This window comes from Methylotenera versatilis 301 (genome assembly GCF_000093025.1).
Lineage (GTDB): Bacteria > Pseudomonadota > Gammaproteobacteria > Burkholderiales > Methylophilaceae > Methylotenera > Methylotenera versatilis.
The window spans coordinates 2,411,862-2,435,502 of the sequence record NC_014207.1; the positions used below are offsets into that span (position 1 = coordinate 2,411,862).

Annotated in this window: 20 protein-coding genes, 2 tRNA genes and 1 pseudogene; 11 read left to right on the plus strand and 12 right to left on the minus strand. The window is 41.9% G+C overall.

Annotated elements, in window-relative coordinates:
* Positions 1-105 precede the first annotated feature (105 nt).
* The 3 genes from M301_RS11010 to M301_RS11020 form a co-directional block, all read right to left on the minus strand.
* Positions 106-711, minus strand: a complete 606-nt coding sequence (locus M301_RS11010; protein WP_013148858.1) for a YybH family protein — start codon at positions 709-711, stop codon at positions 106-108.
* A 62-nt stretch (positions 712-773) separates the two neighbouring features.
* Positions 774-1,700 carry a phosphatidate cytidylyltransferase gene (locus M301_RS11015; protein ID WP_013148859.1) on the minus strand — a complete coding sequence of 309 codons (927 nt, stop codon included), beginning with the start codon at positions 1,698-1,700 and terminating at the stop codon, positions 774-776.
* Positions 1,690-2,313 carry a CDP-alcohol phosphatidyltransferase family protein gene (locus M301_RS11020; RefSeq protein ID WP_041360117.1) on the minus strand — a complete coding sequence of 208 codons (624 nt, stop codon included), beginning with the start codon at positions 2,311-2,313 and terminating at the stop codon, positions 1,690-1,692. The genes M301_RS11015 and M301_RS11020 overlap by 11 nt, the downstream gene beginning before the upstream one ends.
* 263 nt (positions 2,314-2,576) lie before the next feature.
* On the opposite strand from M301_RS11020, the gene recA reads away from it, so the two are divergent.
* From recA to M301_RS11060, 8 genes are all read left to right on the plus strand, one after another.
* Positions 2,577-3,605: a recombinase RecA gene (gene recA / locus M301_RS11025; RefSeq protein WP_013148861.1), complete on the plus strand. Its 1,029-nt coding sequence runs from the start codon at positions 2,577-2,579 to the stop codon at positions 3,603-3,605.
* 31 nt (positions 3,606-3,636) lie between these two features.
* Entirely contained in the window at positions 3,637-4,101 is a 465-nt protein-coding gene (recX, locus tag M301_RS11030) for a recombination regulator RecX (protein WP_013148862.1), read from the plus strand.
* A 47-nt stretch (positions 4,102-4,148) separates the two neighbouring features.
* Positions 4,149-6,854 (plus strand): alanine--tRNA ligase, encoded by a 2,706-nt coding sequence (gene alaS, locus M301_RS11035; RefSeq protein ID WP_013148863.1) that lies wholly within the window; start codon positions 4,149-4,151, stop codon positions 6,852-6,854.
* A gap of 68 nt (positions 6,855-6,922) precedes the next feature.
* Positions 6,923-8,149 (plus strand): aspartate kinase, encoded by a 1,227-nt coding sequence (locus M301_RS11040; RefSeq protein ID WP_013148864.1) that lies wholly within the window; start codon positions 6,923-6,925, stop codon positions 8,147-8,149.
* A 102-nt stretch (positions 8,150-8,251) separates the two neighbouring features.
* Positions 8,252-8,345 (plus strand) — tRNA-Ser (locus M301_RS11045).
* Positions 8,346-8,447: 102 nt separating this feature from the next.
* The gene (locus M301_RS11050) at positions 8,448-10,010 is read left to right on the plus strand and encodes a site-specific integrase (RefSeq protein ID WP_013148865.1); all 1,563 of its coding nucleotides are present in this window, start codon (positions 8,448-8,450) and stop codon (positions 10,008-10,010) included.
* 811 nt (positions 10,011-10,821) lie between these two features.
* Entirely contained in the window at positions 10,822-11,415 is a 594-nt protein-coding gene (locus M301_RS11055) for a recombinase family protein (RefSeq protein ID WP_013148866.1), read from the plus strand.
* A gap of 205 nt (positions 11,416-11,620) precedes the next feature.
* A complete protein-coding gene (locus M301_RS11060) occupies positions 11,621-12,127 on the plus strand; it encodes a thermonuclease family protein (protein WP_013148867.1) in 507 nt (168 codons plus the stop codon).
* Here M301_RS11060 and M301_RS11065 read toward each other — a convergent pair.
* From M301_RS11065 to M301_RS11080, 4 genes are all read right to left on the minus strand, one after another.
* Positions 12,122-13,042 (minus strand): reverse transcriptase family protein, encoded by a 921-nt coding sequence (locus M301_RS11065; protein ID WP_148218603.1) that lies wholly within the window; start codon positions 13,040-13,042, stop codon positions 12,122-12,124. The two genes, M301_RS11060 and M301_RS11065, sit on opposite strands and share 6 nt — an antisense overlap.
* Positions 13,011-13,319 (minus strand): helix-turn-helix transcriptional regulator, encoded by a 309-nt coding sequence (locus M301_RS11070; protein WP_013148869.1) that lies wholly within the window; start codon positions 13,317-13,319, stop codon positions 13,011-13,013. Before M301_RS11070 ends, M301_RS11065 begins: the two co-directional genes overlap by 32 nt.
* 488 nt (positions 13,320-13,807) lie before the next feature.
* A complete protein-coding gene (gene umuC, locus M301_RS11075; RefSeq protein WP_013148870.1) occupies positions 13,808-15,124 on the minus strand; it encodes a translesion error-prone DNA polymerase V subunit UmuC in 1,317 nt (438 codons plus the stop codon).
* The gene (locus tag M301_RS11080) at positions 15,102-15,695 is read right to left on the minus strand and encodes a LexA family protein (protein ID WP_013148871.1); all 594 of its coding nucleotides are present in this window, start codon (positions 15,693-15,695) and stop codon (positions 15,102-15,104) included. Before M301_RS11080 ends, umuC begins: the two co-directional genes overlap by 23 nt.
* A gap of 198 nt (positions 15,696-15,893) precedes the next feature.
* Between M301_RS11080 and M301_RS14295 the strand changes: the two genes are divergently transcribed.
* On the plus strand, positions 15,894-16,358 hold the full coding sequence (locus tag M301_RS14295) for a helix-turn-helix domain-containing protein (protein WP_013148872.1): 465 nt from the start codon (positions 15,894-15,896) through the stop codon (positions 16,356-16,358).
* Between the two features lie 393 nt (positions 16,359-16,751).
* Positions 16,752-16,828, plus strand: a tRNA-Arg gene (locus M301_RS11090).
* A gap of 72 nt (positions 16,829-16,900) precedes the next feature.
* Here the strand turns inward: M301_RS11090 and M301_RS11095 are convergent.
* From M301_RS11095 to M301_RS11110, 5 genes and pseudogenes are all read right to left on the minus strand, one after another.
* A complete protein-coding gene (locus M301_RS11095; RefSeq protein ID WP_013148873.1) occupies positions 16,901-17,920 on the minus strand; it encodes a tyrosine-type recombinase/integrase in 1,020 nt (339 codons plus the stop codon).
* A gap of 65 nt (positions 17,921-17,985) precedes the next feature.
* Positions 17,986-18,141 (minus strand): annotated as a pseudogene (locus M301_RS14845) (helix-turn-helix domain-containing protein); the annotation flags it as partial.
* Positions 18,138-19,559 carry a hypothetical protein gene (locus M301_RS11100; RefSeq protein ID WP_013148874.1) on the minus strand — a complete coding sequence of 474 codons (1,422 nt, stop codon included), beginning with the start codon at positions 19,557-19,559 and terminating at the stop codon, positions 18,138-18,140. The pseudogene M301_RS14845 and the gene M301_RS11100, both read right to left, overlap by 4 nt.
* 106 nt (positions 19,560-19,665) lie before the next feature.
* Positions 19,666-20,556: a hypothetical protein gene (locus M301_RS11105; protein WP_013148875.1), complete on the minus strand. Its 891-nt coding sequence runs from the start codon at positions 20,554-20,556 to the stop codon at positions 19,666-19,668.
* Between the two features lie 63 nt (positions 20,557-20,619).
* Complete coding sequence (locus M301_RS11110; protein WP_013148876.1) at positions 20,620-21,783, minus strand: hypothetical protein; 1,164 nt, start codon at positions 21,781-21,783, stop codon at positions 20,620-20,622.
* Positions 21,784-22,631: 848 nt separating this feature from the next.
* Here M301_RS11110 and M301_RS11120 point away from each other — a divergent pair.
* The gene (locus M301_RS11120) at positions 22,632-23,519 is read left to right on the plus strand and encodes a trypsin-like serine peptidase (RefSeq protein WP_013148877.1); all 888 of its coding nucleotides are present in this window, start codon (positions 22,632-22,634) and stop codon (positions 23,517-23,519) included.
* Positions 23,520-23,641 lie beyond the last annotated feature (122 nt).

A 23,641-nucleotide genomic window follows, 5' to 3' on the forward strand; every position in this document is an offset into this window, starting at 1 on the left:
TCAGTGCAGATTAGCCTAGATTCCCGCCTACGCGGGAATGACGGTTAAGGAATATATTCGTGAGTAATTGAATGGCAACTACTTTGTATTAAATGCTCGTAAGAATTATGATTTTTTTCGACGTAAAAACACCATGCCCAGCACGCCTAGCAGCAAGCCAAGCACTAAACCGCCTACAGCATAATATTTAGTCGAATCTTTAACTGCCGCAAAAATAGGATTGTCATAAAAGTTTGTACCTATATGCAAAGCTAGAATGCGCCATTTACCATCAGCTTCTTTAATCACCGTGGCGGTCCAGCGTGTTTTCATGGCTAAATTGCGGCCATCCACTAATTGATAGTTTTCTGTACCAGACCCATAAACCAATCCCCAACTTGGGTTTGCGGGGTCACCATATAAGTCGGTTAAAGCATCTGGCGTTAACTTAATGTCTAATTTTTTTAAATAGCCACCTTTGCCAAACCAGTCTTTAAAGTAAGCATCTATGCCATCTGGTGTAGAAATTACATTTTGGTTGATGGTGGTTATTTTTAACTTGTCATCAAAATACTGTTTTAAATCACCATATTTTTCAGTATTAATCGCCTTTTCTATGCCTTGCAATAACCCGCGCAGCTCCTCATGTATCGCGTGGTTAGGCTCTTCAGTGGCAGCAAAGCTCGTGCTATTCATTAACAAGCAAACGATTATTAGTAATTTCTTCAACATACGATCAATCTCCCTTTACATGATGCAAATTTTAAATTTGCTGTTTCACAAAATCTGTCGCTTCAATAGTGCAGATAATACACAAAATGAAAAAACAATGGCGCGGTATAGGTCAGACTGTCAACACGGTCGAGAATACCACCGTGACCTGGAATCAGATTGCCCGTATCTTTAATACCCAAGTCGCGTTTCACGGCTGAAATACTCACATCTCCCACAAATCCAGCTAATCCAATCAGCACGCCTGCTGCAAGTGGCTCCCAACCGACCAGCGGCGTTAAATAAGGCGCTAGCAGCCATGACAACATGGTCGTTGTTACGATTCCGCCGAGTAAACCACCTAAGGTTTTATTGGGGCTAACCTTGGGAATCACTTTAATACTACCCAGCAATTTACCCCACACATACTGCATGATGTCGTTAAATTGCGTAAGAAACACCAAAAACAAAAGTATGCCCGCGCTACCAGCCGCTGGATTAACCTGATTAGGCAATGCAAGTAAATACGCCGCATGCGAGAGTAAAAATACCGTTGTCATCAAACCCCAGTGCAAAGTGCCTGCGGCCTTCAAAAATCCTTGTGTTTCGCCTTCTATCAGCATGCGAAGCGGCATCAGCAAAAACATATAGACAGGAATAAAAATGATAAACATGCCATACCAACCCAGCCAAACCCACAAATACTGTAGCGGAATGGCGAGATACGCCCATAGCAACACACGTTTATCGGCGCTTCTAGTAGGAATAATACTGAGATATTCTTTTAGCGCTAAAAAGCTCACTAGCACGAAAAATAACACACCCAACGTACGGTTCACGGCAATGGCTAAAATAAACAATCCTGCCATCATCCACCAAGAGCGCATGCGCAAACCAAGTTCATGGTCAGACGCACTTGGGCGAAATACTCGTTTAAGCCAAATAATCAGCGTGCCTGTGATAAGTACAATGACTACTCCCCACAAAGCAATCTGCAAATTAATCGGCATGCAGAGCCTTTGCAGTTTCTTTCAATGCGCCTCTAGCACGATTGAAAATCGTCATTACCAATAGCAACAGCATTACGACGAACAACCAGTTCACCCAGCCGCCAAACGGCATGCCTATGCCAAGCGCCAGAGCGACTGCGCCTAACCAGAATGCACGGTCACTTTTACCCATAGGCCCTTGGTACTGGCGTGTTGCGCCAATCTGCACGGCAACCACACCCATCATTTCGCTGATAGTCGCCAGTAGTACTAGCAACACGATCAAGCTTGCACAGATGCGAGGCAGCAAAGCTAAAGGCAAATACAAGGCAGCATCAGCAACCACATCGCCCAATTCATTCAATATTGCGCCTAATTTAGATTGTTGAGCATGCTCACGAGCTAACATGCCATCTATCGCATTCAAACCCATACGCAAAAACAGCACTAAAGGTAGAGCCAACAAAGGCCAAGTGGCATCAGGCTGCCAAGCAATTAAAGCCCCGCCGATAAAGGATAAAATCACTGCTGCAATAGTCACCTGATTGGCAGTAACACCCGCACGCGCAAGAGCATTGACAATAGGTCTTAACAAGGCTTGAAATCGTGGTTTTAAATCGTATATCGAAGGCAAAATAATTTCCTCATTCATTTAGATTTTTATTATTCGTAGGAGACATTATGCCATCGCCTAGAGGACAAAGCACAATTCAGCTATGGTGCAGAGTTTTTAGCATATGCAAAAACTAAATGCATACGCATTTGTCAGTAAAACAATAATTTACAAATACTTAATTCACATTTAATCGTAATCTAAAGCCACTAGAGCCTTACTTTAGGGGCAAATTTATGGAATAATCATGCGATTAACTTAGCAACAAAATTCAAAGGCGATACATGGACGATAATAAAAGCAAAGCACTGAGCGCGGCACTTGCACAAATTGAAAAACAATTTGGTAAAGGCTCCATTATGCGCATGGGCGACGGCAATATTGGTGAAGATATTCAAGCAGTTTCAACAGGTTCATTGGGCCTTGATATTGCCTTAGGCATTGGCGGTTTACCACGCGGCCGTGTGATTGAAATTTACGGTCCAGAATCATCAGGTAAAACTACATTAACCCTTTCAGTGATTGCACAAATGCAAAAATCTGGCGGTGTAGCAGCGTTTATCGATGCTGAGCATGCACTTGATCCACAATACGCTGCAAAGCTAGGCGTAAACGTGCCAGATTTATTGATTTCACAGCCAGATACTGGTGAGCAAGCATTAGAAATCGTGGATATGTTAGTGCGTTCAGGCTCAGTTGACATTGTAGTCATCGACTCTGTTGCAGCGCTTACACCACGTGCCGAAATTGAAGGCGAAATGGGCGATTCACACATGGGTTTACAAGCGCGCTTAATGAGCCAAGCTTTGCGTAAACTCACAGGTAACATCAAACGTACCAACACCATGGTGATTTTCATTAACCAAATTCGTATGAAAATTGGCGTGATGTTTGGTAACCCAGAAACGACCACTGGTGGTAACGCACTTAAATTCTACGCTTCTGTGCGTTTAGACATTCGCCGCACCGGCGCGATTAAAAAAGGTGACGAAGTCATTGGTTCAGAAACACGCGTAAAAGTGATTAAAAACAAAGTCGCGCCACCGTTCAAACAAGCTGAATTTGATATTCTTTATGGCGAAGGCATCTCACGTGAAGGCGAGATTATTGAGCTGGGCGCAAACCTGAAAATGGTTGAAAAAGCAGGTTCTTGGTATAGCTACAACGGTGAAAAAATCGGCCAAGGTAAAGACAATGCCCGCGAATTCCTAAGATCTAACCCAGCCATCGCTAATGAAATCGACGCAAAAATCCGCGCCAATATGAAGTCATTAAGCGAAGCAATGCCTGCGGTACGCTCTGAAGAAGATTAAGCATTCATTAAATCTGTAACGAGGTTGCGCAATCGAATTCAAACCTAAAAGCCTGCGGCAACGGGCACTTGATTATCTGGGTAAGCGCGAGTATTCATACTTTGAGCTCACCCAGAAATTAAAACCGTTTGCAGAAGAGTCCGATGACATTTCGGTCATTCTGGATGATTTTAAAAAACGTGGCTGGCTTTCAGATGCTAGGTTCACTGAACAACTGGTGCATGCAAGACAAAGTAAATTTGGCAGCGCACGTGTCGCCAATGAGTTACGAGAAAAAGGCGTGGCGGATGATTTAATCGCTGACGCTGTTGAAGAGGTAAAAGTAAATGAACTAGATTTTGCACGTGAAGTTTGTCGCAAAAAGTTTAAAGCCAGCCCTAGTAGCCGGGAAGACTGGGCAAAACAAGCCAGATTTTTACAAAGTCGTGGCTTTGGTTTTGATGTAATTAAAAAAGTGCTCAATGAAAAAAGTATCAATGAGTCAGCTAACGATTAAATGCATGATTAAATACAATAGTAATTAAAATCAACGATAAACAAATAATGACAATCAAACTAAGTAACAACCCAAGCAGTAACGAAATTCGCAAGGCGTTCCTCGATTTCTTTGCCTCTAAAGGCCATCAAATCGTCGCTTCCAGCTCGCTAGTTCCTCACGGCGACCCTACCCTGCTATTCACTAACGCTGGGATGAATCAATTTAAAGACGTGTTTTTAGGTTTTGACAAGCGCACATACACTCGCGCGACGAGCAGCCAAAAATGTGTACGCGCAGGCGGCAAACATAACGACCTTGAAAATGTAGGCTATACAGCACGGCACCATACATTCTTTGAAATGTTAGGCAACTTTAGCTTTGGCGATTACTTTAAAGATGACGCAATTGCTTACGCCTGGGAGCTACTCACCGAAGTTTTCAAGCTACCAAAAGACAAACTCACCGTCACCGTCTATGCAGACGATGATGAAGCCTACAACATTTGGCATGACAAAATTGGCGTGCCTGCCGAGCGTATTATCCGCATTGGCGACAACAAAGGCGCACGCTACGCCTCAGACAATTTCTGGATGATGGGGGATACTGGCCCATGCGGCCCGTGTACTGAAATTTTTTACGACCACGGCGACCACCACTTTGGTGGCCCACCAGGCAGCCCAGATGAAGACGGCGACCGCTTTATCGAAATCTGGAATAACGTGTTCATGCAGTTCAACCGCGACGAAGCGGGCATGATGCATCCACTACCAAAACCCTCTGTGGATACAGGTATGGGCTTGGAGCGTATTTCTGCAGTATTGCAACATGTGCATGCCAACTATGAAATTGATATTTTCAAGACTTTAATAGATGCGGCGGCACGTGAAGTATTCGTAACTCCATCAAACCAAACCTACTCTGTTGCAAGCCTGAGCGAACTAAAAAGCAAATATCCAGAAATTTTAAATAACCCGTCACTTAAAGTATTAGCTGACCACATCCGAGCTTGCTCATTCTTAATCGCTGACGGCGTGATTCCAGGCAACGAAGGACGTGGCTACGTTCTACGCCGCATTATTCGCCGCGCCATCCGTCATGGCTATAAGTTAGGTACACGCGCAGCATTCTTCTACAAACTTGTACCTGACTTAGTCAAGCAAATGGGCGAAGCCTATCCTGAACTGGTTGCGAATCAGTCGCGCATCATGGATATGTTGAAGCTGGAAGAAGATCGCTTCTTTGAAACCATTGAAAACGGTATGGAAATTTTAGAAACTGAACTTGCTACCATGTCTAAAGCGAATAACACCCTTTTCAATGGCGACCTTGCTTTTAAACTGCATGATACTTTTGGCTTCCCACTTGATTTAACGGCAGACATCTGCCGTGAACGTGATGTCAATGTAGATAGCGCAGCATTTGATGCTGCTATGACACGTCAAAAAGAACAAGCTCGCGCCGCTGGTAAGTTCAAAATGGCAACCAATCTTGAATACAATGGCGCGAATACAGACTTTAAAGGTTATGAAACATTAGAAGCTAGCGCTAAGATTTTAGCGCTATACAAAGATGGCACGGCAGTGAATCAACTATCAGAGGGCGAGCAAGGTGTTGTGGTACTAGATAATACGCCGTTCTATGCTGAGTCTGGTGGTCAAGTCGGTGATAATGGCGTGCTTAAAGCCGAAAACGGTATTTTTGCTGTGGAAGATACGCAAAAAATCCAAGCGGCTGTTTTTGGCCATCATGGCATTTTAAAAACTGGCAAAATCAGTGTGGGTGAAAGCCTAAAAGCGAGTGTGGACATAGCCGCTCGTGCTAACATCATGCGCAATCACTCAGCAACACATTTGATGCACAAAGCACTTCGCCAAGTATTAGGCACGCATGTGCAACAAAAAGGTTCGCTGGTTGATGCGGATAAAACACGTTTTGACTTTTTGCATAACGCGCCGATGACTGATGAAGAAATCGCCAAAGTCGAAGCGATTGTCAATGCCGAGATTCTTGCTAACGCACCAACACAAGCCCGTGAAATGGACATTGAATCCGCACAAAAAACCGGTGCAATGATGCTATTTGGCGAGAAATACGGTGATATTGTGCGAGTTTTAGATATTGGTAGCACCACAGAATTATGTGGTGGTACGCATGTGAACCGCACTGGCGATATAGGCCTATTCAAAGTTTATGCCGAAAGTGGCGTCGCTGCAGGCGTTCGTCGTATAGAAGCAGCCACTGGTAATGGCGCGCTGAAATTGATTAATGCTCAACAAGCACTGATTTCTCAACTTTCCGCTGACTTGAAAGCGCCAACTAGTGAACTTGCTTCTAAGGTTGCGCAATTAAGTGATCATGCAAAATCATTAGAAAAAGAACTGGCACGCTTAAAATCTAAACTAGCATCATCTCAAGGTGATGATTTGGCCACACAAGCGACTGAGATTGCAGGTGTAAAAGTCTTAGCTGTGACGTTAGAGGGCGCCGATGCAAATACCTTGCGCGAAACGATGGATAAGCTAAAAGATAAACTAAAATCAGCTGCCATAGTCTTAGCTAGCGTTAACGATGGCAAAGTCAGTTTGGCAGCAGGTGTAACATCAGACTTAACAGGTAAGATCAAAGCGGGTGAACTGGTCAACTTTGTTGCGCAACAAGTAGGTGGCAAAGGCGGAGGTAAGCCAGATATGGCAATGGCAGGCGGTACGGATGCCAGCCAATTACCTAAAGCGCTTGCAGGCGTGAGCGACTGGGTAAGCAGTAAACTATAATTCAACTAATTTATATTAACTAAACTTTAATCAAGTAGCCTTTGATTAATTAACTTATAGAGCTAAAAATGGCATTGATTGTACAAAAATATGGTGGCACATCTGTAGCGAATCCTGAGAGGATACGCAATGTTGCCCGACGCGTAGCGCGTTATAAAGCAATGGGGCATCAAGTCGTAGTGGTGGTTTCAGCCATGTCTGGTGAAACTAACAAACTGATTGGCCTAGCTAAAGAGCTCATGGCAGAGCCAGATCCACGCGAGTTGGACATGATTATCTCCACAGGCGAACAAGTCACCATTGGCTTAACTGCGCTGGCGTTAATCGAGCTAGGTATTAAAGCGAAAAGCTACACGGGTGCACAAGTCAAAATTTTAACGGACGACTCTTATACCAAAGCACGCATTCTTAATATCGACAAAGAAAATCTGAAAGCTGACTTAGATGCTGGTTATGTATGCGTTGTAGCAGGCTTTCAAGGTGAAGATGAGAATGGCAATATCACCACATTAGGCCGCGGCGGCTCTGACACTACTGGCGTCGCTCTAGCGGCGGCATTGGGCGCAGATGAATGCCAAATCTACACAGATGTTGATGGTGTTTACACCACTGACCCGCGCGTAGTGCCTGAAGCGCGTCGTTTAAAATCAATAACTTTTGAAGAAATGCTTGAATTAGCAAGCCAAGGTTCAAAAGTACTGCAAATTCGCTCTGTAGAATTCGCAGGAAAATACAAAGTTAAGCTACGTGTGCTTTCAAGCTTTGAAGAAGAAGGCGACGGCACACTGATTACATTTGAGGAAGAAGACAACATGGAACAACCCATCATTTCAGGCATTGCGTTTAATCGTGACGAAGCCAAAATTACCGTGCTAGGCGTGCCAGACAAACCAGGTATCGCTTACCAAATTTTAGGTCCAATCGCCGATGCGAATATCGATGTCGATATGATTATTCAAAACACTGGTGCTGATGGCACAACCGACTTCACATTCACTGTTCATAAAAATGAGATGAATAAAGCGCTGAATATTTTACGTGATAAAGTACAAGGTCACATCGGCGCACGTGAAATCAGCGGCGATGACAAAATCGCCAAAGTATCAGTCGTTGGTGTGGGTATGCGCTCACACGTAGGCATCGCCAGCCAAATGTTCCGCACTTTGGCGGAAGAAGGCATCAACATACAAATGATTTCGACCTCAGAAATTAAAATTGCAGTCGTTGTTGATGAAAAATACCTAGAGCTAGCTGTGCGCGTACTACACAAAGCATTTGAATTAGAAGCGGCTTAAAAAATAGTAAATTTAGTAACACATAGATGATTGATTTTTAGGTGTGAATCAAGTATTATCGCGCCTCAATTAAGAAACTTTAATTGAACAGCGTAAGAAAACGGAGAGCTGGCCGAGTGGTCGAAGGCACTTCCCTGCTAAGGAAGCATACGGGCTTAACCCTGTATCTAGGGTTCGAATCCCTAGCTCTCCGCCAAGTCAAATTAAGCGCTTGATTTTACTAGAGTTAATGTAGAATCAAGTACTTACACCTTACTTTTCCCCAGTGCGTGTTACACCAACCTCAAAGAAAGAGACTATGTGTACACACTTATCTAAACGCGGAAGCACTTACTACTATCGTCGTAAAACACCTTCAGACTTAATTCATATCTTCGGCAAAGAAGTAATGAAATCCCTTGGCACTAAAGACAAAAAAGTCGCCGAGTCACAGGTCAGAAAAATGGGTGCGCACTACGATGATTTGTTTGCATCAGCACTCGCAAAGCTCAATGGCAGCCTTATCAGCACTCCTGCCATACCAGAACCTCAGCCACTAAAAACAAAGCGCCCTAGATTCGATGACAGCTTCGACATTGACGATGCTGAAACCTATGTGTTTCTGTTTAACAAACAGCTTAGAGCTAAACGAGAGCAAGCAAGATTAACCCCTAGCTCATGGCAGCAATTCAATGATTATTTGGATGCTCTCATTGTTGATGGTGAGGAGTACCTGAAAACAGGAACACACCCGTTCGATGATGAGCCTAGGCCGATGTGGAAAATTGAGGCAGAGCTGAAGGCGGCAACTTCATTACGCAATAATACAACTGTACCTTTCACAGACTCGATGTTTAGAGCAAGTAAAGAGATAGTCACTAAGGTTACTACACCCACTAGCCCCCTTCTCAGCAAACTTGTTTCTAAATGGGCTGCTGAGCGTGAGCCTGCGGCTCGGACTGTAGCCAAGATGAATCGAGTTATCGAGAGATTTGAAGCGATTGTAGGCAAGCTTACAATTCCAGAAATTAAAAGAGTACATGCAGTTGCATTCAAGGATGGCTTGCTTGAAGCTGGCCTCACAGCCGCAAACACGAACCAATACTTAACCGAGCTTAACACACTGCTAAACTATGCCACTCAGCAAGCAATCATTGAGACTAACCCTGCCACTGGTATTAAAATAAGGATAAGTGAATCTGCAAGAGTGAAGCGCAGTCCGTTTGATGACTCTGCACTCAAGGCCATCTTTAACTCACCCATATACACAAGCGATGAGAGGCCTGCTGGCGGCAAGGGTGAGGCTGCTTATTGGTTGCCACTTTTAGCACTTTATACAGGTGCAAGGCTTGATGAATTATGCCAGTTGCATTTAGGTGATATTCAACTTGAAAGTTATGAGGATGAGCAAGAGAATACTCATCAAGTTTGGGTAATGCGCATTACGGATGAAGGCGACGGGCAGAAGCTTAAAAACTCTGGTAGTCGTAGACGCATCCCTATCCACCAAACTTTAATCGCTCTAGGGTTCATTACATACGTTCAAGCTCAGTCAGGTTTGCAGATATTCCCAGAATTGAAGCCTGCTAGCGCTTACGGCTCACTCAGCGGGAATTGGTCAAAGTGGTTTGGTAAATATCTACGCGAGAAAATTAAAGTCACCGATACCAAGATGGTATTCCACAGCTTTAGACACAACTTCAAAGACTACGCACGCATTGCTGGCATTGCGACAGAGGTACATAATGCGCTATCTGGTCACAGCAGTAGTGATGCGGCAACTAACTATGGTTCAGATAAGTATCCACTGAGACCACTGACTGAAGCCATGAATAGGTACAAGATAACTGGTTTGACACTACCAACTGGCTCTAAGCTATAAGGAACTATAAGCTTTTACCTTACTAAGTGTTTAGCTATGCCTCTGCCACCTATAGGAATAGACTCGCTGTTGCATTCACAGCCTATGAAGTACTTCTTGTAGCACTAACTACTGGCTTGTAACTTTTCATAGGTCTGGTAGCAAGTACCGCATATAAGTACTTCAACAAGCTGAGCTTAGCAATACAGCAGATATACAGAATACATATCCATAATTATTCTACTTCACTAGTAATAAGCACTTATGAGAGCAACTTTTCATAAATCTGCTGGGGAATACTTGAGAGCGTTGCTAGTTAAGATAGCTATAAGCACTCCTGTAAACAACACAAAAGCAAATAACGATAATAAAAATTACTTAAAGTAACTCGTGTAAACAATTACTTATGCACTTCTAGGAATCTACTTAAGCAAAACTATAAAAGTAAAATATCAACTTGTAGAAGCGCTTCTATAAATATCTACTTATATTGAATACTACTATTACTTAATACTTGAGCAAGCTTATGCTAAAGCTCACGGAAGCACTATATACAACTACTTAACTCGATACCAAGAATAGCACTAGAATTACGAACAACCTCCTCTAGCTAGCTCAAGCACTACTAGCCCCCACTACCTTCCGAACTTAGAGCACTTCTACTTGCTTACTATTAATACGCTACTGTATCGCTAGGGTGTACTTATACGTTACAGAGCTTAAGCGCTTATATCCTATGGATATGTGTACCATATAAGTACTTAACGCATTTACTTGACAGATGATTCACTAAGTCATAGACTCTGTGCAACACATTATCAATGAGATACATATGAACACCACAGTAAGCACTAAAGGTCACAACATTGGATACGCAAGAGTAAGCACTGCTGACCAAGACACAGCGCGTCAGCTAGAAGCATTACATCAGCTAGGTATTGATAGACTATTTGAAGATAAAGCCAGCGGTAAGGATATTAATAGACCTGCACTTGTAGAGGCAATGAAATACGCTCGCACTGGGGATACGCTTGTTGTTCATAGCTTAGACAGGCTAGCTCGCAACCTTGTTGACCTACTCAACATAGTTGAAGATTTAACAGCTAGAGGTGTGAGCGTTAAGTTCCTTAAAGAAAATCTTGTGTTCACTACCTCTGAGGCAGACCCATTTTCTAAGCTGACGTTACAGATGCTAGGTGCATTCGCACAGTTCGAGCGTAGCCTCATTAGGGAGCGCCAGCGAGAAGGTATAGCTATAGCAAAACTCGCAGGAGCTTTTAAAGGCAGAAAGCAAGCTCTAAACGACGAGCAAGTTAAAGAGCTCGTATCTCTTGATACCGTCAATCATGGTAAAAACCGAACCGCTCTAGCGGCTCAATTCGGTATTAGTAGAAATTCACTTTATCGTTACCTTGAAAGAGCATAAAACTTGCACCCTAGTCATTCAGTAAAGTTATTACCGCGCACACAGCGGCATGCTGTACGCATTAACTTTCTGATTGACAGAACCATAAGGGCAACGTGAAAATTATCGACTACGGCGCGATTGTGTAATTCGGCATTTGGGAAGTATAGGCTTTGATACCCGCATATATATGTCCTTTTTAGTCAGTCTGTAAGATAATCTAGGAATGATTAGAAACCTGCTTATATGCCTTACCGTACTTTACACAACTCAAGTTTATGCAGATACCCTGCTCGGTAGAGTTGTTGGTGTAGCTGATGGGGACACGATTACTGTGCTTGATGCAAGCGATACTCAGCACAAAATCAGGCTAGGTGGTATAGATGCTCCTGAGAAGAAGCAGCCGTTTGGACAGGCATCCAAGCGGTCTTTATCTGACTTGGTATATGACAAGGCTGTACAAGTTGATTGGACTAAGACAGACCGCTATGGTCGTATTGTTGGCAAAGTACTTCTCAACGGGCTTGATGCGAATTTGGAGCAAGTTAAGCGAGGGCTGGCTTGGCACTACACTAAGTACCAGAAGGAGCAGCCTTTCGAGGATAGGCTAATTTACCTTCATGCTCAAGAAGGAGCTAAGGCAGCTAAGGTTGGCTTATGGATTGAACCTAGCGCTGTAGCTCCATGGGATTGGCGCAAGCAAGGCAAGACACTGGTTAACCATACTTTATGAATAAATCAAATCCGAAGAAGTTACGGTCTTAATTTCATTTGAGTCAATAATTTGCTTAGCAGCCATCAACCGCCCCTTTAGGCTTTTTTGTAGTGTTGCTTTGATGTTCGCATTTCCTGTGTTTGCAATTGCAATGCGGTTATCAGCTATCTCTTTGTGTCGTTTATTTGAAAGTAAGCTCTCATTACCTTTAAGTACTACCCCTGTAACCATCTTGGTAGCATGCGCTGCAAAGGTTTTAGATTTGGTTTCCTTAGTCTTAAGGCCATTACGTTTAACTATTGCCCTCACTTCGGTGAGCAACTTCTTGGATGCTGCATTACCCGAAATTGTTAAATCGTCGACATACAACGTAAACACGCAACCCCTAGCCCTTGATAGCTCATACACCGCATCGAACAAATCTTTACTTGCCCAGAATGCTAAATAACCGCTCACTCCACTGCCTGTTGCAAGATGAGTTCTTTGATAGGTACATATATCGGCGAGGATACCTGCTACGTCTAAGGCACATTTAAACTTCTTAACAAACATACTCTTGAGCATTGCTCTCGTTATACTTGGGTAATAGTTTGAAATATCAGTTTTTGCTACGAGATGGTAACCCGTATGTTCCGAAGCATTTTTGACATGAGACCGCCCCTTTTTGTGATAAACATAATCTGGCGTTTCAATCTTAGCAAGATAATGAGCTATTTTACTATGTACTTGAGCAAGCCACCCAAGTGGATGCTGAATGGCCCTGTCGTTATCGTTCACCCAAGTTCGGTAACTACCATCCTTGAGCAGCTTATCAAGCCTCTCTAAGTCAATACCCAGACAAAGCTCTAGTTGCCTTAGCCCTACTAACTTATAGAGTGGTGATTGATTTATCGCGTACTGTTTAGGCATTAGTCGAGATAAGCTCTCGCTCATCTATCCACTCTAGCAAACGTAATACTTTGCTTGCAGCAGCTACTCTTAGTCGCTCACTTGAAGAGTAAGGTGCTTGAATTTCTTCAGAAAATAACATTATATTCGACACAGGCATCTTAAATACAACTCCATACTTAGCCAGCAAATCGAGACTAGGTGATTTAACACCTTTTTCAATTTCACATAAATAAGAGTTAGACACCTCTAGCTTAATAGCTAACTCTGTCTGACTTAGCTGATGATAGGTACGTAAAAGTTTTAATGCTCGGTTTAACATATTTCCACCTTAGAAAGAAGAGGTGTTAGTTAGTGAAGTACTCGTAAATTCTAAAAGCTAACTTCAGTACTTTCATTATGAGTATTGCTACCCATAAAGTACTAGGCTTTTTGAACCACGACTTAATTTTACTAACTAACCCTTGTTGTTTTGTGTTTTTCTTATTGGTCATAGTGACCTCCTTAGTCATGCCATCAACAGGATTGTCAATGGTCGTCGTTCCATAACTAAGCAAAGCAAACAACAAGTTTTTACCTCTCTACCAATGACACGTCTGGGTCGTTCAGACGTGTCCGCATCGCGTCTACTACGGGCATACTATACTGCGCACACCACGTCCAGAAGAGCGGGACACACGCTAGAGCCTAAGACTCCACAGCTAATTTCTTAGCCTGTACTACATGACGATTATGCTTTGTTAACACAACGCCAATATATGCCTATACGAACAGAGTGTCAATAACTTATTTCGCTATTAGCGAATATATTTATATTTTAATATATGCAGAGGATGTCTTTACTATAGGCAGCTCCATCCAGTCTCCCGTGTAGTTAGGGCTTTTAAAGCCCCTACGCATCGCCCACGCTTTATCTACGCCCTCAGAAGCTAACTTGATAGTACCCTTAGAGTATTTGCTGTTAATGCTATCTAACGTCGCCATCAAGTTACTTTTTTTAGTATCACGAGCATCATGATTGAATAAATCGGTCTGCTGTCCACTCACTGGCACTAGCTCCATCAGCATCACACCCGCCTTCTGATAATAGATACCCTCTTTATAGATGCGCTTGAGTAGCCAGAGCGCAGCCCTCGCAATCTGCAAGGTACAGTCTGAAGCTGACGGTAGCGCGATGACCCTGCTAGCCCCGTAATACTCGGTCTTATCAAACGGGCTGTTCTGTATAAACACATAAACTGCATTGGCATACAGTCCTTGCTTACGGAGTCGTTCACTAGCATTGGTAGCATGAAAACTTACTGCTTGCTCTAGGTCTTGTAAGGTTGTGACTCGGGAGCCAAAGGAGCGAGAACTCATCACCTGCTTTGCTTCTGGTAAAGTTTCGTCCATTTCTAGCCATGACTCACCGTTAAGTTCTTGGATGGTTCGCTCTAGCAATACACCGAACTGGTCGCGGATGCGTTTAGTATCGGCTTGCTTCAGTCTGAGTACATTTTTCACACCGACCTTGTTGAGTTTAGCTTCTAGCTTGCTGCCTATGCCCCATACTTTTGAGACAGGTAAACTCTCCATCATGCTATCTAGTTCCGCTTGCCCCATGCTGGTGAAGTCACAGACGCCATTCATGGCAGGCTGTTTCTTAGCACATTGATTAGCAAGTTTAGCAAGGGTCTTGGTGTGTGCAATTCCTACGCATATTGGTAAACCTGTCCACTGGAAGACCGTGTTCTTAATCTCTTGCCCGTAGGCTACTAGGTCGCGCCTCATTCCAGTTAGGTCTAGGAAGGATTCATCAATAGAGTACACCTCTTGTCTTGGAGCAAAATGCCTGAGGGTAGCCATGAAGCGGTTACTCATATTGGCATATAGCTCATAGTTAGAGCTGAACTCAACCACTCCTAATTTCTTGGCCTCAGCTTCGACTTCAAACCAAGGCTTGCACATATAAAGGTCTAGCATAGCCTTAGCTTCTTTGCTCTGGGCTATCACGCAGCCATCGTTGTTAGACAGCACCACGACTGGAGTTGTGCGCAGGTCAGGTCTAAAAACTTTCTCACAGGATGCATAAAATGAGTTCGCATCACAGAGCGCGAATACGGGTTTATTTAGGCTGGTGAATGACATACATCACGACACCAAATATAACCAGCTCCTGCCCCTCTGCCAGCACGATTGGTGCGTGTTCTGGGTTCTCTGAAAGCAACTTAACGACATTGCCGCGCTTATATAACCTTTTGACCATCCACTCACCGTCTACATCAGCAATTATGATGCTAGAGGACTTAGGCTTAACTGCTCTATCAACTATTACGGTAGAGCCGTCATAGATGCCAGCACCTATCATAGAGTCACCCTTTACCTGAAAGAAGAACGTAGCTGGTGGGTTAGTGATGTACCTATCATTAAGGTCTAAAAACTTCTGCTCGTAGTCTTGAGCTGGTGATGGGAAGCGCGACTGCCCTGCTGATACATTGCCGCTGTATATAGGTCTTGCTAGTGCAGGTGGGTTAGGTAAGGCTTGAGGTATACCTAGCGTAATATCGTGGGCACTTGCTGCTTTTTTCTTAAATGCATCTAGATAAACCAGTACATCCGACTTAATGCTAGCAGGCACGCGAATAACAGAAGTTTTCTCTCCGTATGGACTCATCGACCTGTTAGGGCCTGAGTTGGGTCTTTTACCGCCTTGTGCCATTTACTCACCTATGAACTGTGTAACAGAGTTCAAATATAACACATTACATACGCATGTTTGATAGGTACTTACTTTCAAATAGTTAAAATTAAAATGAGATATTACGTCACTCATGACACCTTAGTAGTATTCATTATTTCTTGATTCAAATTGTTATGATAAATTGCTGCTAATGAATATTAATGAGCTGCAAATACCATGAACAACAACGTAGTAGAAACTAGTAACTTAGATGCACATGTTGCTAGCACCAAACTAAACACGATTAAATGGGGCAAAGCGCTGGATAGTGGCTTTGTTCTAATCCCCTCGACACTACTTCGCTATCAGCACGAGTTAGGCTTAGACAGTGCAGAGCTAGTAGTTTTATTAAACCTGCTAAGGTCTTGGTGGGGCTTAGATGACCTACCACATGTCCAAACTTCAACTATAGCGGACAGAATGAATGTATCTCGACGCACCGTGCAACGCCACATTGAAACGCTAGAAAAAAAAGGATTTATTAAGCGAATATGGGGCTCTAAAAGGGGCGTCAATGAACGCGCTGGAGCCACCTACGACCTTAGGGGTACGGTGAAGATACTTAGTGACCACAACAATTTTACTCGTGCAGTACCAACAGTAAATATTCTCAACCTAGTTGAAACAGGGGAGCTGCTATGAAAAGAAGATAATTGACTCTCGGTTTAATGCAAGCGCCCCTCTTTACCGAGAGCGATAAATAGAAAGCCTGCAATTGCTATTACCTTGGACGGGTACAATTGCAGGCTGGCAGGGGCTCCATACACCATACATAAGGTAGCTGACCTACGTACATTAGAAATTAACATGTATTTACTGTCAAGTTTTACTGCAATGTTCATAATTTTATTGTACAATGCCGTCCGTTGTTAATTGATACACCAAACCATTACAAGTGTTACACCACTTAGAATGTAAGTAGTTGATTTGGTTGAGTACCTAGAGAATCCCTAGCTCTCCGCCAAGTTGTAATTCTATTAAAATTATCACATAGTTCTTTTAGAAACACGCAGCATCTAGTATAATGCCGCGCATGCGCCCGTAGCTCAGCTGGATAGAGTACTTGGCTACGAACCAAGGGGTCAGGAGTTCGAATCTCTTCGGGCGCACCAAATATAGTAAGTAATATCAAAGAGTTAAGCTTAACGGCTTAGCTCTTTTTTATTGCCCACTAATTCCTGTAGTCATAAACGTACCACTTCGGCAACATTCTGAACCACAGCAATCTTTCGATCCACCCATTCCATCAAATGCGCGCTAGATAGATGCGCATATTTTTGAACCATTTCAGGTGATGACCACCCTCCTAGCTCTTGTAGAATGTGCTGAGGTGTTCCTTCTTGAATATGCCAGCTTGCCCAAGTATGCCTAAGATCATGCCAACGAAAACTCTCGATGCCCACCTCTTTTAGTACTTTACGCCATGTTTTAGTATTGACCTGCGTAATCGTGTTGCCCTTATAAGTAAACACATGTGTTTGATGTTTACCTATTTGTTTACGCAAAGTTAATACTGCAACCGTAGACAATGGAACTGGAATTGCTTTTCTGGCTTTTGCTTGATCAGGATGAATCCATGCCATTCTGCGCACTAAATCCACCTGCGACCATTGCAACCCAGTGACATTAGAGCGCCTTAACCCAGTTTCTAAACTAAAGCGCACTATATCAGCCAAATGTGACGGCAGTGCTTCGACCAGACGATCAGCTTCATTACGTGTAATCCAACGCACACGCTTCTTAGGCTCTGGCAACATACGCACAGCAGGCACACGATCTATCCATTCCCATTCGTTACAAGCTTTTCTAAGAAGTCCACGCACCACTTCTAACACGCGATTAACAGTAGAGTTTGCAACACCCTCAGCTTGTTTCGCCTTGAGTATTTTTTCTAAAAAATCACGGTTAATTACTTGCAACTCAACACCGTTCAGATATTTATCCAACCATCGCAAATGATATAAATCACTCACTTGTGAGGCTTTATGTTGCGTTTCATCTACATATCTAACTACGGCATCATTCCACTGGCGCTTAGGCTTAATACCAAGCCTTTCTTGCTCCCATAAAGAATTAACTAATTTTGCTTCGTACTCTTGGGCTTTCTGACGGTCGTTAGTGCCAGTGCTTTCTTGTACGCGTTTTCCTTTATGGGTAAAACGAACCCACCAACAGGTGGAGTCCTTTCGCTTATAGAGTGACATAATGAAATCTCCTTTTTGTCACTTACTAGCGTTCGCCAATTACAAGAATAAAGCGAACGTAAGTAAATAACAAGGTCATGTTTAATGAACGTCCAGCATTTGGCTGGTTTTGCTGCTGGAATTTCTCCTGCTTTAGCCTTAGCTTGTAAGGTCACAGGATGCATATTTAAAAATTCAGCAGCTTGTTTTAAATCCATTGTTTCTATGACATCCTCTTTCATTGGTCACCCTCCGAATGTTCACGGTAGGCTCTTGCACTCTCAATCACTTGATGTTTATCGCTAAAATTATCTTGTCTGTTATTGATGGAATTAAAACGCCTATTTTTACTTTTAACTTTCTTAGTAACATACTCATTCATGCCAGTGCCAAGGATAATGGCGCGTTTTTCGTGAAAGTCTTGAGCTTGATGCAAATACTCTCCGATACCCTCTCCAAGATCTTCAATACCCTCACGTGCCATGAATGAAGTAATGCCACCCAAGCCATGCACAAATAAACGCTCGTCTTCTGGCACGCGCGCAGATGAGAATCTTTTGAGCTTTTGCTGCTCTTTGTCATTATTAAAAACTTGAGAGATATCATCCCAAAGTGGATGATTAAGCCAGCGTGTTTGATTGCTGTCTGTTGGGGATGGAATAGCTAGCCTTAACCAGTCTTGAGTTAAATACAACCAGAGCGCACTTTGCAACTCTAATAGATTGCTCATCTTATAAATGCCTAATTGTTTAAGTACTTCACGTTTAGCCTCAAACTCCATGCGCCAAACAGTTTGCTGACCAACCCAACCTTCAGCCTTCCAAAAATCATGCAGATAGAATTTCTTTGATTTTTTTTCTACTTCTAAAGTCTTATCGTACAAGCGAGCGCCGATTTCGCCACCCATACCAAAGCTCCACCCTGAAAACTTGTTGTAACGATAATGCAAATCAATACTTTGCGTTCGAGTGATCCAAGATTGCAGTGGATCAAATGAATCCATCGCTAAATCTGCACATAGATCGACAAACAAATCAACACGGCTAATATTGGCTGGCTCATGAACTAAACCCAAAGTTTTAACAATAAACTGCAATGATTTTTCCGCTTGTTCAACGCCTACATGAGCTAGGTACTCACTAGATATTTGGACGTAAGCCATCGGTAAAGCTTTGGACTTGCCATTACTCGCCTGTAAGTAAAAACTGTTATCCACCAACACATAAGAAAAACGACCTTTACCCTTATCTTTCACTTCAAAGATATGTTGTCCAATGACAACTTGAGCAAGCGCTTGTTGGGTTTCATCTTCTGATTGTGCTTGTTCTTTTAGTTTTGCTAGTTTCTTATCCCAATCTTCCGCAATAACACCAGGGTAAGACACATACAGACTATCAATGCCGTACCTAAGAGCTTTGAATGTTTTGGGGTTGTAATTTAAAGGTACTGTGTTACTAGGCGGCGTACCCTCCAAGGCCTTGGCAAGCAATGGAGGAGCATCTACCGTTTCACTTACCTCACCGCATTGTGCGACTTCGCTCCGTCCGTCCGCGCTGACGCTGCGGGCGGGCGGCTCGAACTCACCCAAAACGGCGCAGGTTTGATTTAACAGCTTTAGGCTTGTGGAGTTTTGATCGTTTTGATGATCTTGGAATTGCATAATAAGTTTCTCCGTCTGTTATGCAGAGTTGCCGAAATGGCATTTTCTGCGACGGTTCTTACTTTATGCTTGAGATTGACTTAAAAAAACGCACTCAAATTAGATTTCAGGGCGTTGACATTCCATTAATTTTCTGCCAATCCCTATAGTCCCTTAAACGTTTCCCAAGATAGCCTATATCTTCAATACGGTTTTGATAACGATCTAATCCTGCATCGTCGCAAATGTCGAGAATTTCCCTATGCTTTAAATCCGATAGAATTAGGAAGGTGTCTAATATACCAAATAGCATGTAGAGCGCAGGAAATTGAACCTTGCCTCTCAATGGTGGATTTGTTTCACGATATGCAATCTGTTTCAAAAACTCTGTATCGCCCTCATCTTGAGCCCTTACTTTTCGATCTCGGAAATAAGGATAATTTGATAGCAACATACGATCAATTTGAATAGCTTTCAGAAATGCAACATCATCGCCAGCAATTGCTTGAGGTACTAATGTTGTCATTCGAGAACCATGCACCATTAATGCAAGGGTATTAAAAAAGCTACTAAAAAGGAAGCACCAAAATGTTGCACCACGTTTCGCTAGCTCTTTCCTTTCCTCCTCAGGCAAATTATTCGCTGCTTCTTTAGCAACTTTCCAATCATTCGCTGTTTGAGGTATATCGAAAGATGAAAAAGCTTCTACAAATTCACTGTCAGGACTAGCCATCTCATTTATAAATTCTTGTTGTTCAGATGGCGCTGAGTTATTAATCTCTGCCGTGAATTCTTTGAACCTATCCTCGCCCATAATGGCAAGAAACAATGCACAACCAATTTTGTTCTCATTATCATAGACTAGAACATAATCGCCCAAGTTTTTACGTATGCCTGCAATTTCTGCTGAGAAAAATGCTCGTCCATTTCCACTTTGAATGTCGCGTAATAAATCTGCATATTGGGGAGTTAGATTTATTGCAGCCTTGATTGCTAACTCTTTATTAGGTTTTAACAAAAAATACTCTCAGAAATATTAACTACTATTACAGTATGAACATGAAATAAGTATTGCATAGATTTAATATGGTGCTGCTGTTGCAGGAGCAAGAGTTCCTCCAAGCTGGTACTTTTCTAGTAATGGTCTAATTCTTGACCACCTTGAATATAGTGGTTCAAGTTGAGCCAAACCAATAGCCTCTCCTAAAGCATCATAATGATAAATAGGTTCTGAGTTATTTGGGGGTAATTCCATCATGTTAGATGCCATGGGGTGACCTAGATGTTCAATACCGCCGCTAAGCTCTATAAAAGCATCAACTAATGATTGTCGAAGTGTTTCTGGCATTTTTGACTCTTCTTCGCCTATATCTTTATACAGAACTACCGTCAGTAGTCGTAATGAGGTTAGGAACCTAGCGTAGCTTATAGGATGTTTAACAGGTAAGAAACTTTTAGCGCATGCATCTGAGAAAATTAAAGCAGTATATATTCCCGTTATGTACTGAGCTCGCAAAAAAGATATTGCTGCTAATTTATCTACATCCATAGTTTTAGCCCATTGATCCAAACCAACACCTATTAAATGCTCCATCATTGCAAAAACATTTGTTGTAGCTGAACTATCGGCATCCATTTCAAGTGTGCGAAATGTAAGATTTTTATCTTCCTCATCTAGCGCAAACTGTTTAAAGTCTTCCGATCCCTGGAATATTAGATGCCCATGCGAAATATGTGCAATTTCGTGAGCCATGATAAATAGAAATGCAGATTGATAAACAACTGAAGATTTTGTGGCAGCAAAGGCTTCTTGTGGATTTATTGGATTAGCAAGAAATTTCTTTATAATATCGAGCAAAAATAAACCTTCACAGGATGATTCAATAGGAATTTGTGAACTGCCGAGATGCTCAGAAAATTTCGGTAAAGTATGTATCCTGAAAGACAATGTTAGTAAATTATAAAATGCATTACGCTCAATAAGTAGGAAATAATTTTCACCATCAATATGAGTTACTTGGAATGGGACAGTGGAAGAAACTACGGCATAGCAAATGGAGGCTCTCATTGAAAGCATCTTTTTCAGTTGAGGAATAATCCATTCCATTTCATGAATTATTGCAAAATAGTCTTTATCAGCGTCTTCTAGATTAAATATCCATTCTGCTCTGCTCTGACCAGAAGTTTTAATTTCGTGAATATCAGTACTTGAAGCGTAATATTTAGAGATCGGAGCCTGCTGCATAGTTTATATAAATCCTTGCTTACAACAATATCAGTTCAATTAAAGAAATATGAAGAATATATAAAGATAACTGATTTACTATTTTTTTAACAATATACTCTAGTTAATTCGTACCACCATTAGATAATATGAAAGTTATGTAACTGTTTTAGACTGGTTTTGAACGTGCGGATAATCCACAACTATTTGATTTTAAATAATATATTACAAGATGCGATCGAAGCCTGTGACAAACTCGTATTATCTTATGAAGTTTGATCTAGCTAAAATTGAAAGTGGGGGGGTCAAAGATAACTTTTGTGAATTGTGAAATTAGGTTAAAACTAAAGCTGTGCACACCCCCTTTAACAACACCAATAGCTACCCTTCAGTCTTAGCCAAGCTAAGAATATTCTGCTCGTACATAAGGGAAAGTTGATTATTCAAGTAGAACATTTCAGTTTCAGTAAGCTTCATTGCTACGCCTGAACCAGCCTTTATAGCTGGAATGATTGCAGAATTATATTCATCAAGTCTTTTGAAATCTAAATTAGATGAATCCCAAAAATGTATGTTTGACTTCAAACCTCTTTACACTATTAACTAAATCATAAAAATCAACGTTTGGCGTCTTTGAGCCAATTCAGGATAAATCAACTTAAAACTGGAAATCGGATTCTCTTTTGCTGTATGTATGATATTAAGTGGCATCGGCAGCTTTGATGGTTCAATTCCTGAGTGGCAAAGGGAAATGATAGGAAGTTAACAATTTCCTTTTTTATTCAGGTAATTTTAAGCAAATATGATTTAATGTAAGTTCACGGAAACAATTAACTATAATTGAGTAATGTTGAATCTTAAAAATCCAGATGACCAAACAAAATACAAATTCTCAGCCTTTAAATCGTCATGTTCTTCATTTAGCTGCTGTTTTAATCCAGTGTTTGGATGAAGACCTCCAAGATATAGTTGGTTGCACTGCTAGCGGTTTTATACGAGTTGAAAATGGGAAAAATTATTTATATACATGTTGGCATGTAGTTACTGGATTCGACCCTAGTAATATCCAAACCACTAATGAGTTACCAAATAGAAAATATATAAAAGTTCTTATGCAAAATTATCAAGCCGAAGTTGAAGGTATATCGATCATTGGTGGTAATCGAGCGTTTACGCTACCACTTTACGATTTCGATTTTGACCCTCCAATGCCGCTTTGGCATCAAGAAATTTTTGATGTTGATTGTTTAGCACTAAATGAAATAAATCTTCGCGTACCCAAATTCTATGATGTAATCAAAATAGAATTACCATCAGATATATTATTTTCAGCATATCAAGTCATTTATGACAATCAATTGTATCTGATAAGTGGTTCTGATCCATTAGTTACGGTCGGAGATAAAGTATATGTTGTTGGATTTCCATATGGATACAGTTTTTCTGGATTAGATAAACCAGAAGCTATTACTTTAACTAGATTTATATCCTCTCCAGGTGCAAATGTTCATGTTCCTATGTTATTAGATAGTATAGGTGCTCCTGGAATGTCTGGTGCACCAGTTTTTGTTGAACGTAACGATAAAATTCAATTATTTGGCATTTATCTTGGATCAATATATCCTGATTTCAGTACCCTGCGCAACAGTGCAAACATTCGCCCAACTGATTTAGGCAAGGTTAATAACTTAAGCATGGTATTTCTTAACGACAATTCTTGGCCTCTGATACCCCAATTTAATTACTTAGAACATTAAATCTACAGTCCTAATATAACTGGTTCAATCAGGATCTTACTATTTCTAGATCCCCCTAGCTCTGGCTGTAGTCAGAACCGTACCACTTTGATACTTTGTATATATTCCCAAGGCTGTTTTAC

Excerpts from the sequence above, each read along its gene's own strand:
- M301_RS11010 (WP_013148858.1), bottom strand. The coding sequence starts at position 711 with ATGTTGAAGAAATTACTAATAATCGTTTGCTTGTTAATGAATAGCACG.
- M301_RS11015 (WP_013148859.1), bottom strand. The coding sequence starts at position 1,700 with ATGCCGATTAATTTGCAGATTGCTTTGTGGGGAGTAGTCATTGTACTT.
- recA (WP_013148861.1), top strand. The coding sequence starts at position 2,577 with ATGGACGATAATAAAAGCAAAGCACTGAGCGCGGCACTTGCACAAATT.
- alaS (WP_013148863.1), top strand. The coding sequence starts at position 4,149 with ATGACAATCAAACTAAGTAACAACCCAAGCAGTAACGAAATTCGCAAG.
- M301_RS11040 (WP_013148864.1), top strand. The coding sequence starts at position 6,923 with ATGGCATTGATTGTACAAAAATATGGTGGCACATCTGTAGCGAATCCT.
- M301_RS11050 (WP_013148865.1), top strand. The coding sequence starts at position 8,448 with ATGTGTACACACTTATCTAAACGCGGAAGCACTTACTACTATCGTCGT.
- M301_RS11055 (WP_013148866.1), top strand. The coding sequence starts at position 10,822 with ATGAACACCACAGTAAGCACTAAAGGTCACAACATTGGATACGCAAGA.
- M301_RS11060 (WP_013148867.1), top strand. The coding sequence starts at position 11,621 with ATGATTAGAAACCTGCTTATATGCCTTACCGTACTTTACACAACTCAA.
- M301_RS11065 (WP_148218603.1), bottom strand. The coding sequence starts at position 13,042 with ATGAGCGAGAGCTTATCTCGACTAATGCCTAAACAGTACGCGATAAAT.
- M301_RS11070 (WP_013148869.1), bottom strand. The coding sequence starts at position 13,319 with ATGTTAAACCGAGCATTAAAACTTTTACGTACCTATCATCAGCTAAGT.
- umuC (WP_013148870.1), bottom strand. The coding sequence starts at position 15,124 with ATGTCATTCACCAGCCTAAATAAACCCGTATTCGCGCTCTGTGATGCG.
- M301_RS11080 (WP_013148871.1), bottom strand. The coding sequence starts at position 15,695 with ATGGCACAAGGCGGTAAAAGACCCAACTCAGGCCCTAACAGGTCGATG.
- M301_RS14295 (WP_013148872.1), top strand. The coding sequence starts at position 15,894 with ATGAACAACAACGTAGTAGAAACTAGTAACTTAGATGCACATGTTGCT.
- M301_RS11095 (WP_013148873.1), bottom strand. The coding sequence starts at position 17,920 with ATGTCACTCTATAAGCGAAAGGACTCCACCTGTTGGTGGGTTCGTTTT.
- M301_RS11100 (WP_013148874.1), bottom strand. The coding sequence starts at position 19,559 with ATGCAATTCCAAGATCATCAAAACGATCAAAACTCCACAAGCCTAAAG.
- M301_RS11110 (WP_013148876.1), bottom strand. The coding sequence starts at position 21,783 with ATGCAGCAGGCTCCGATCTCTAAATATTACGCTTCAAGTACTGATATT.
- M301_RS11120 (WP_013148877.1), top strand. The coding sequence starts at position 22,632 with ATGACCAAACAAAATACAAATTCTCAGCCTTTAAATCGTCATGTTCTT.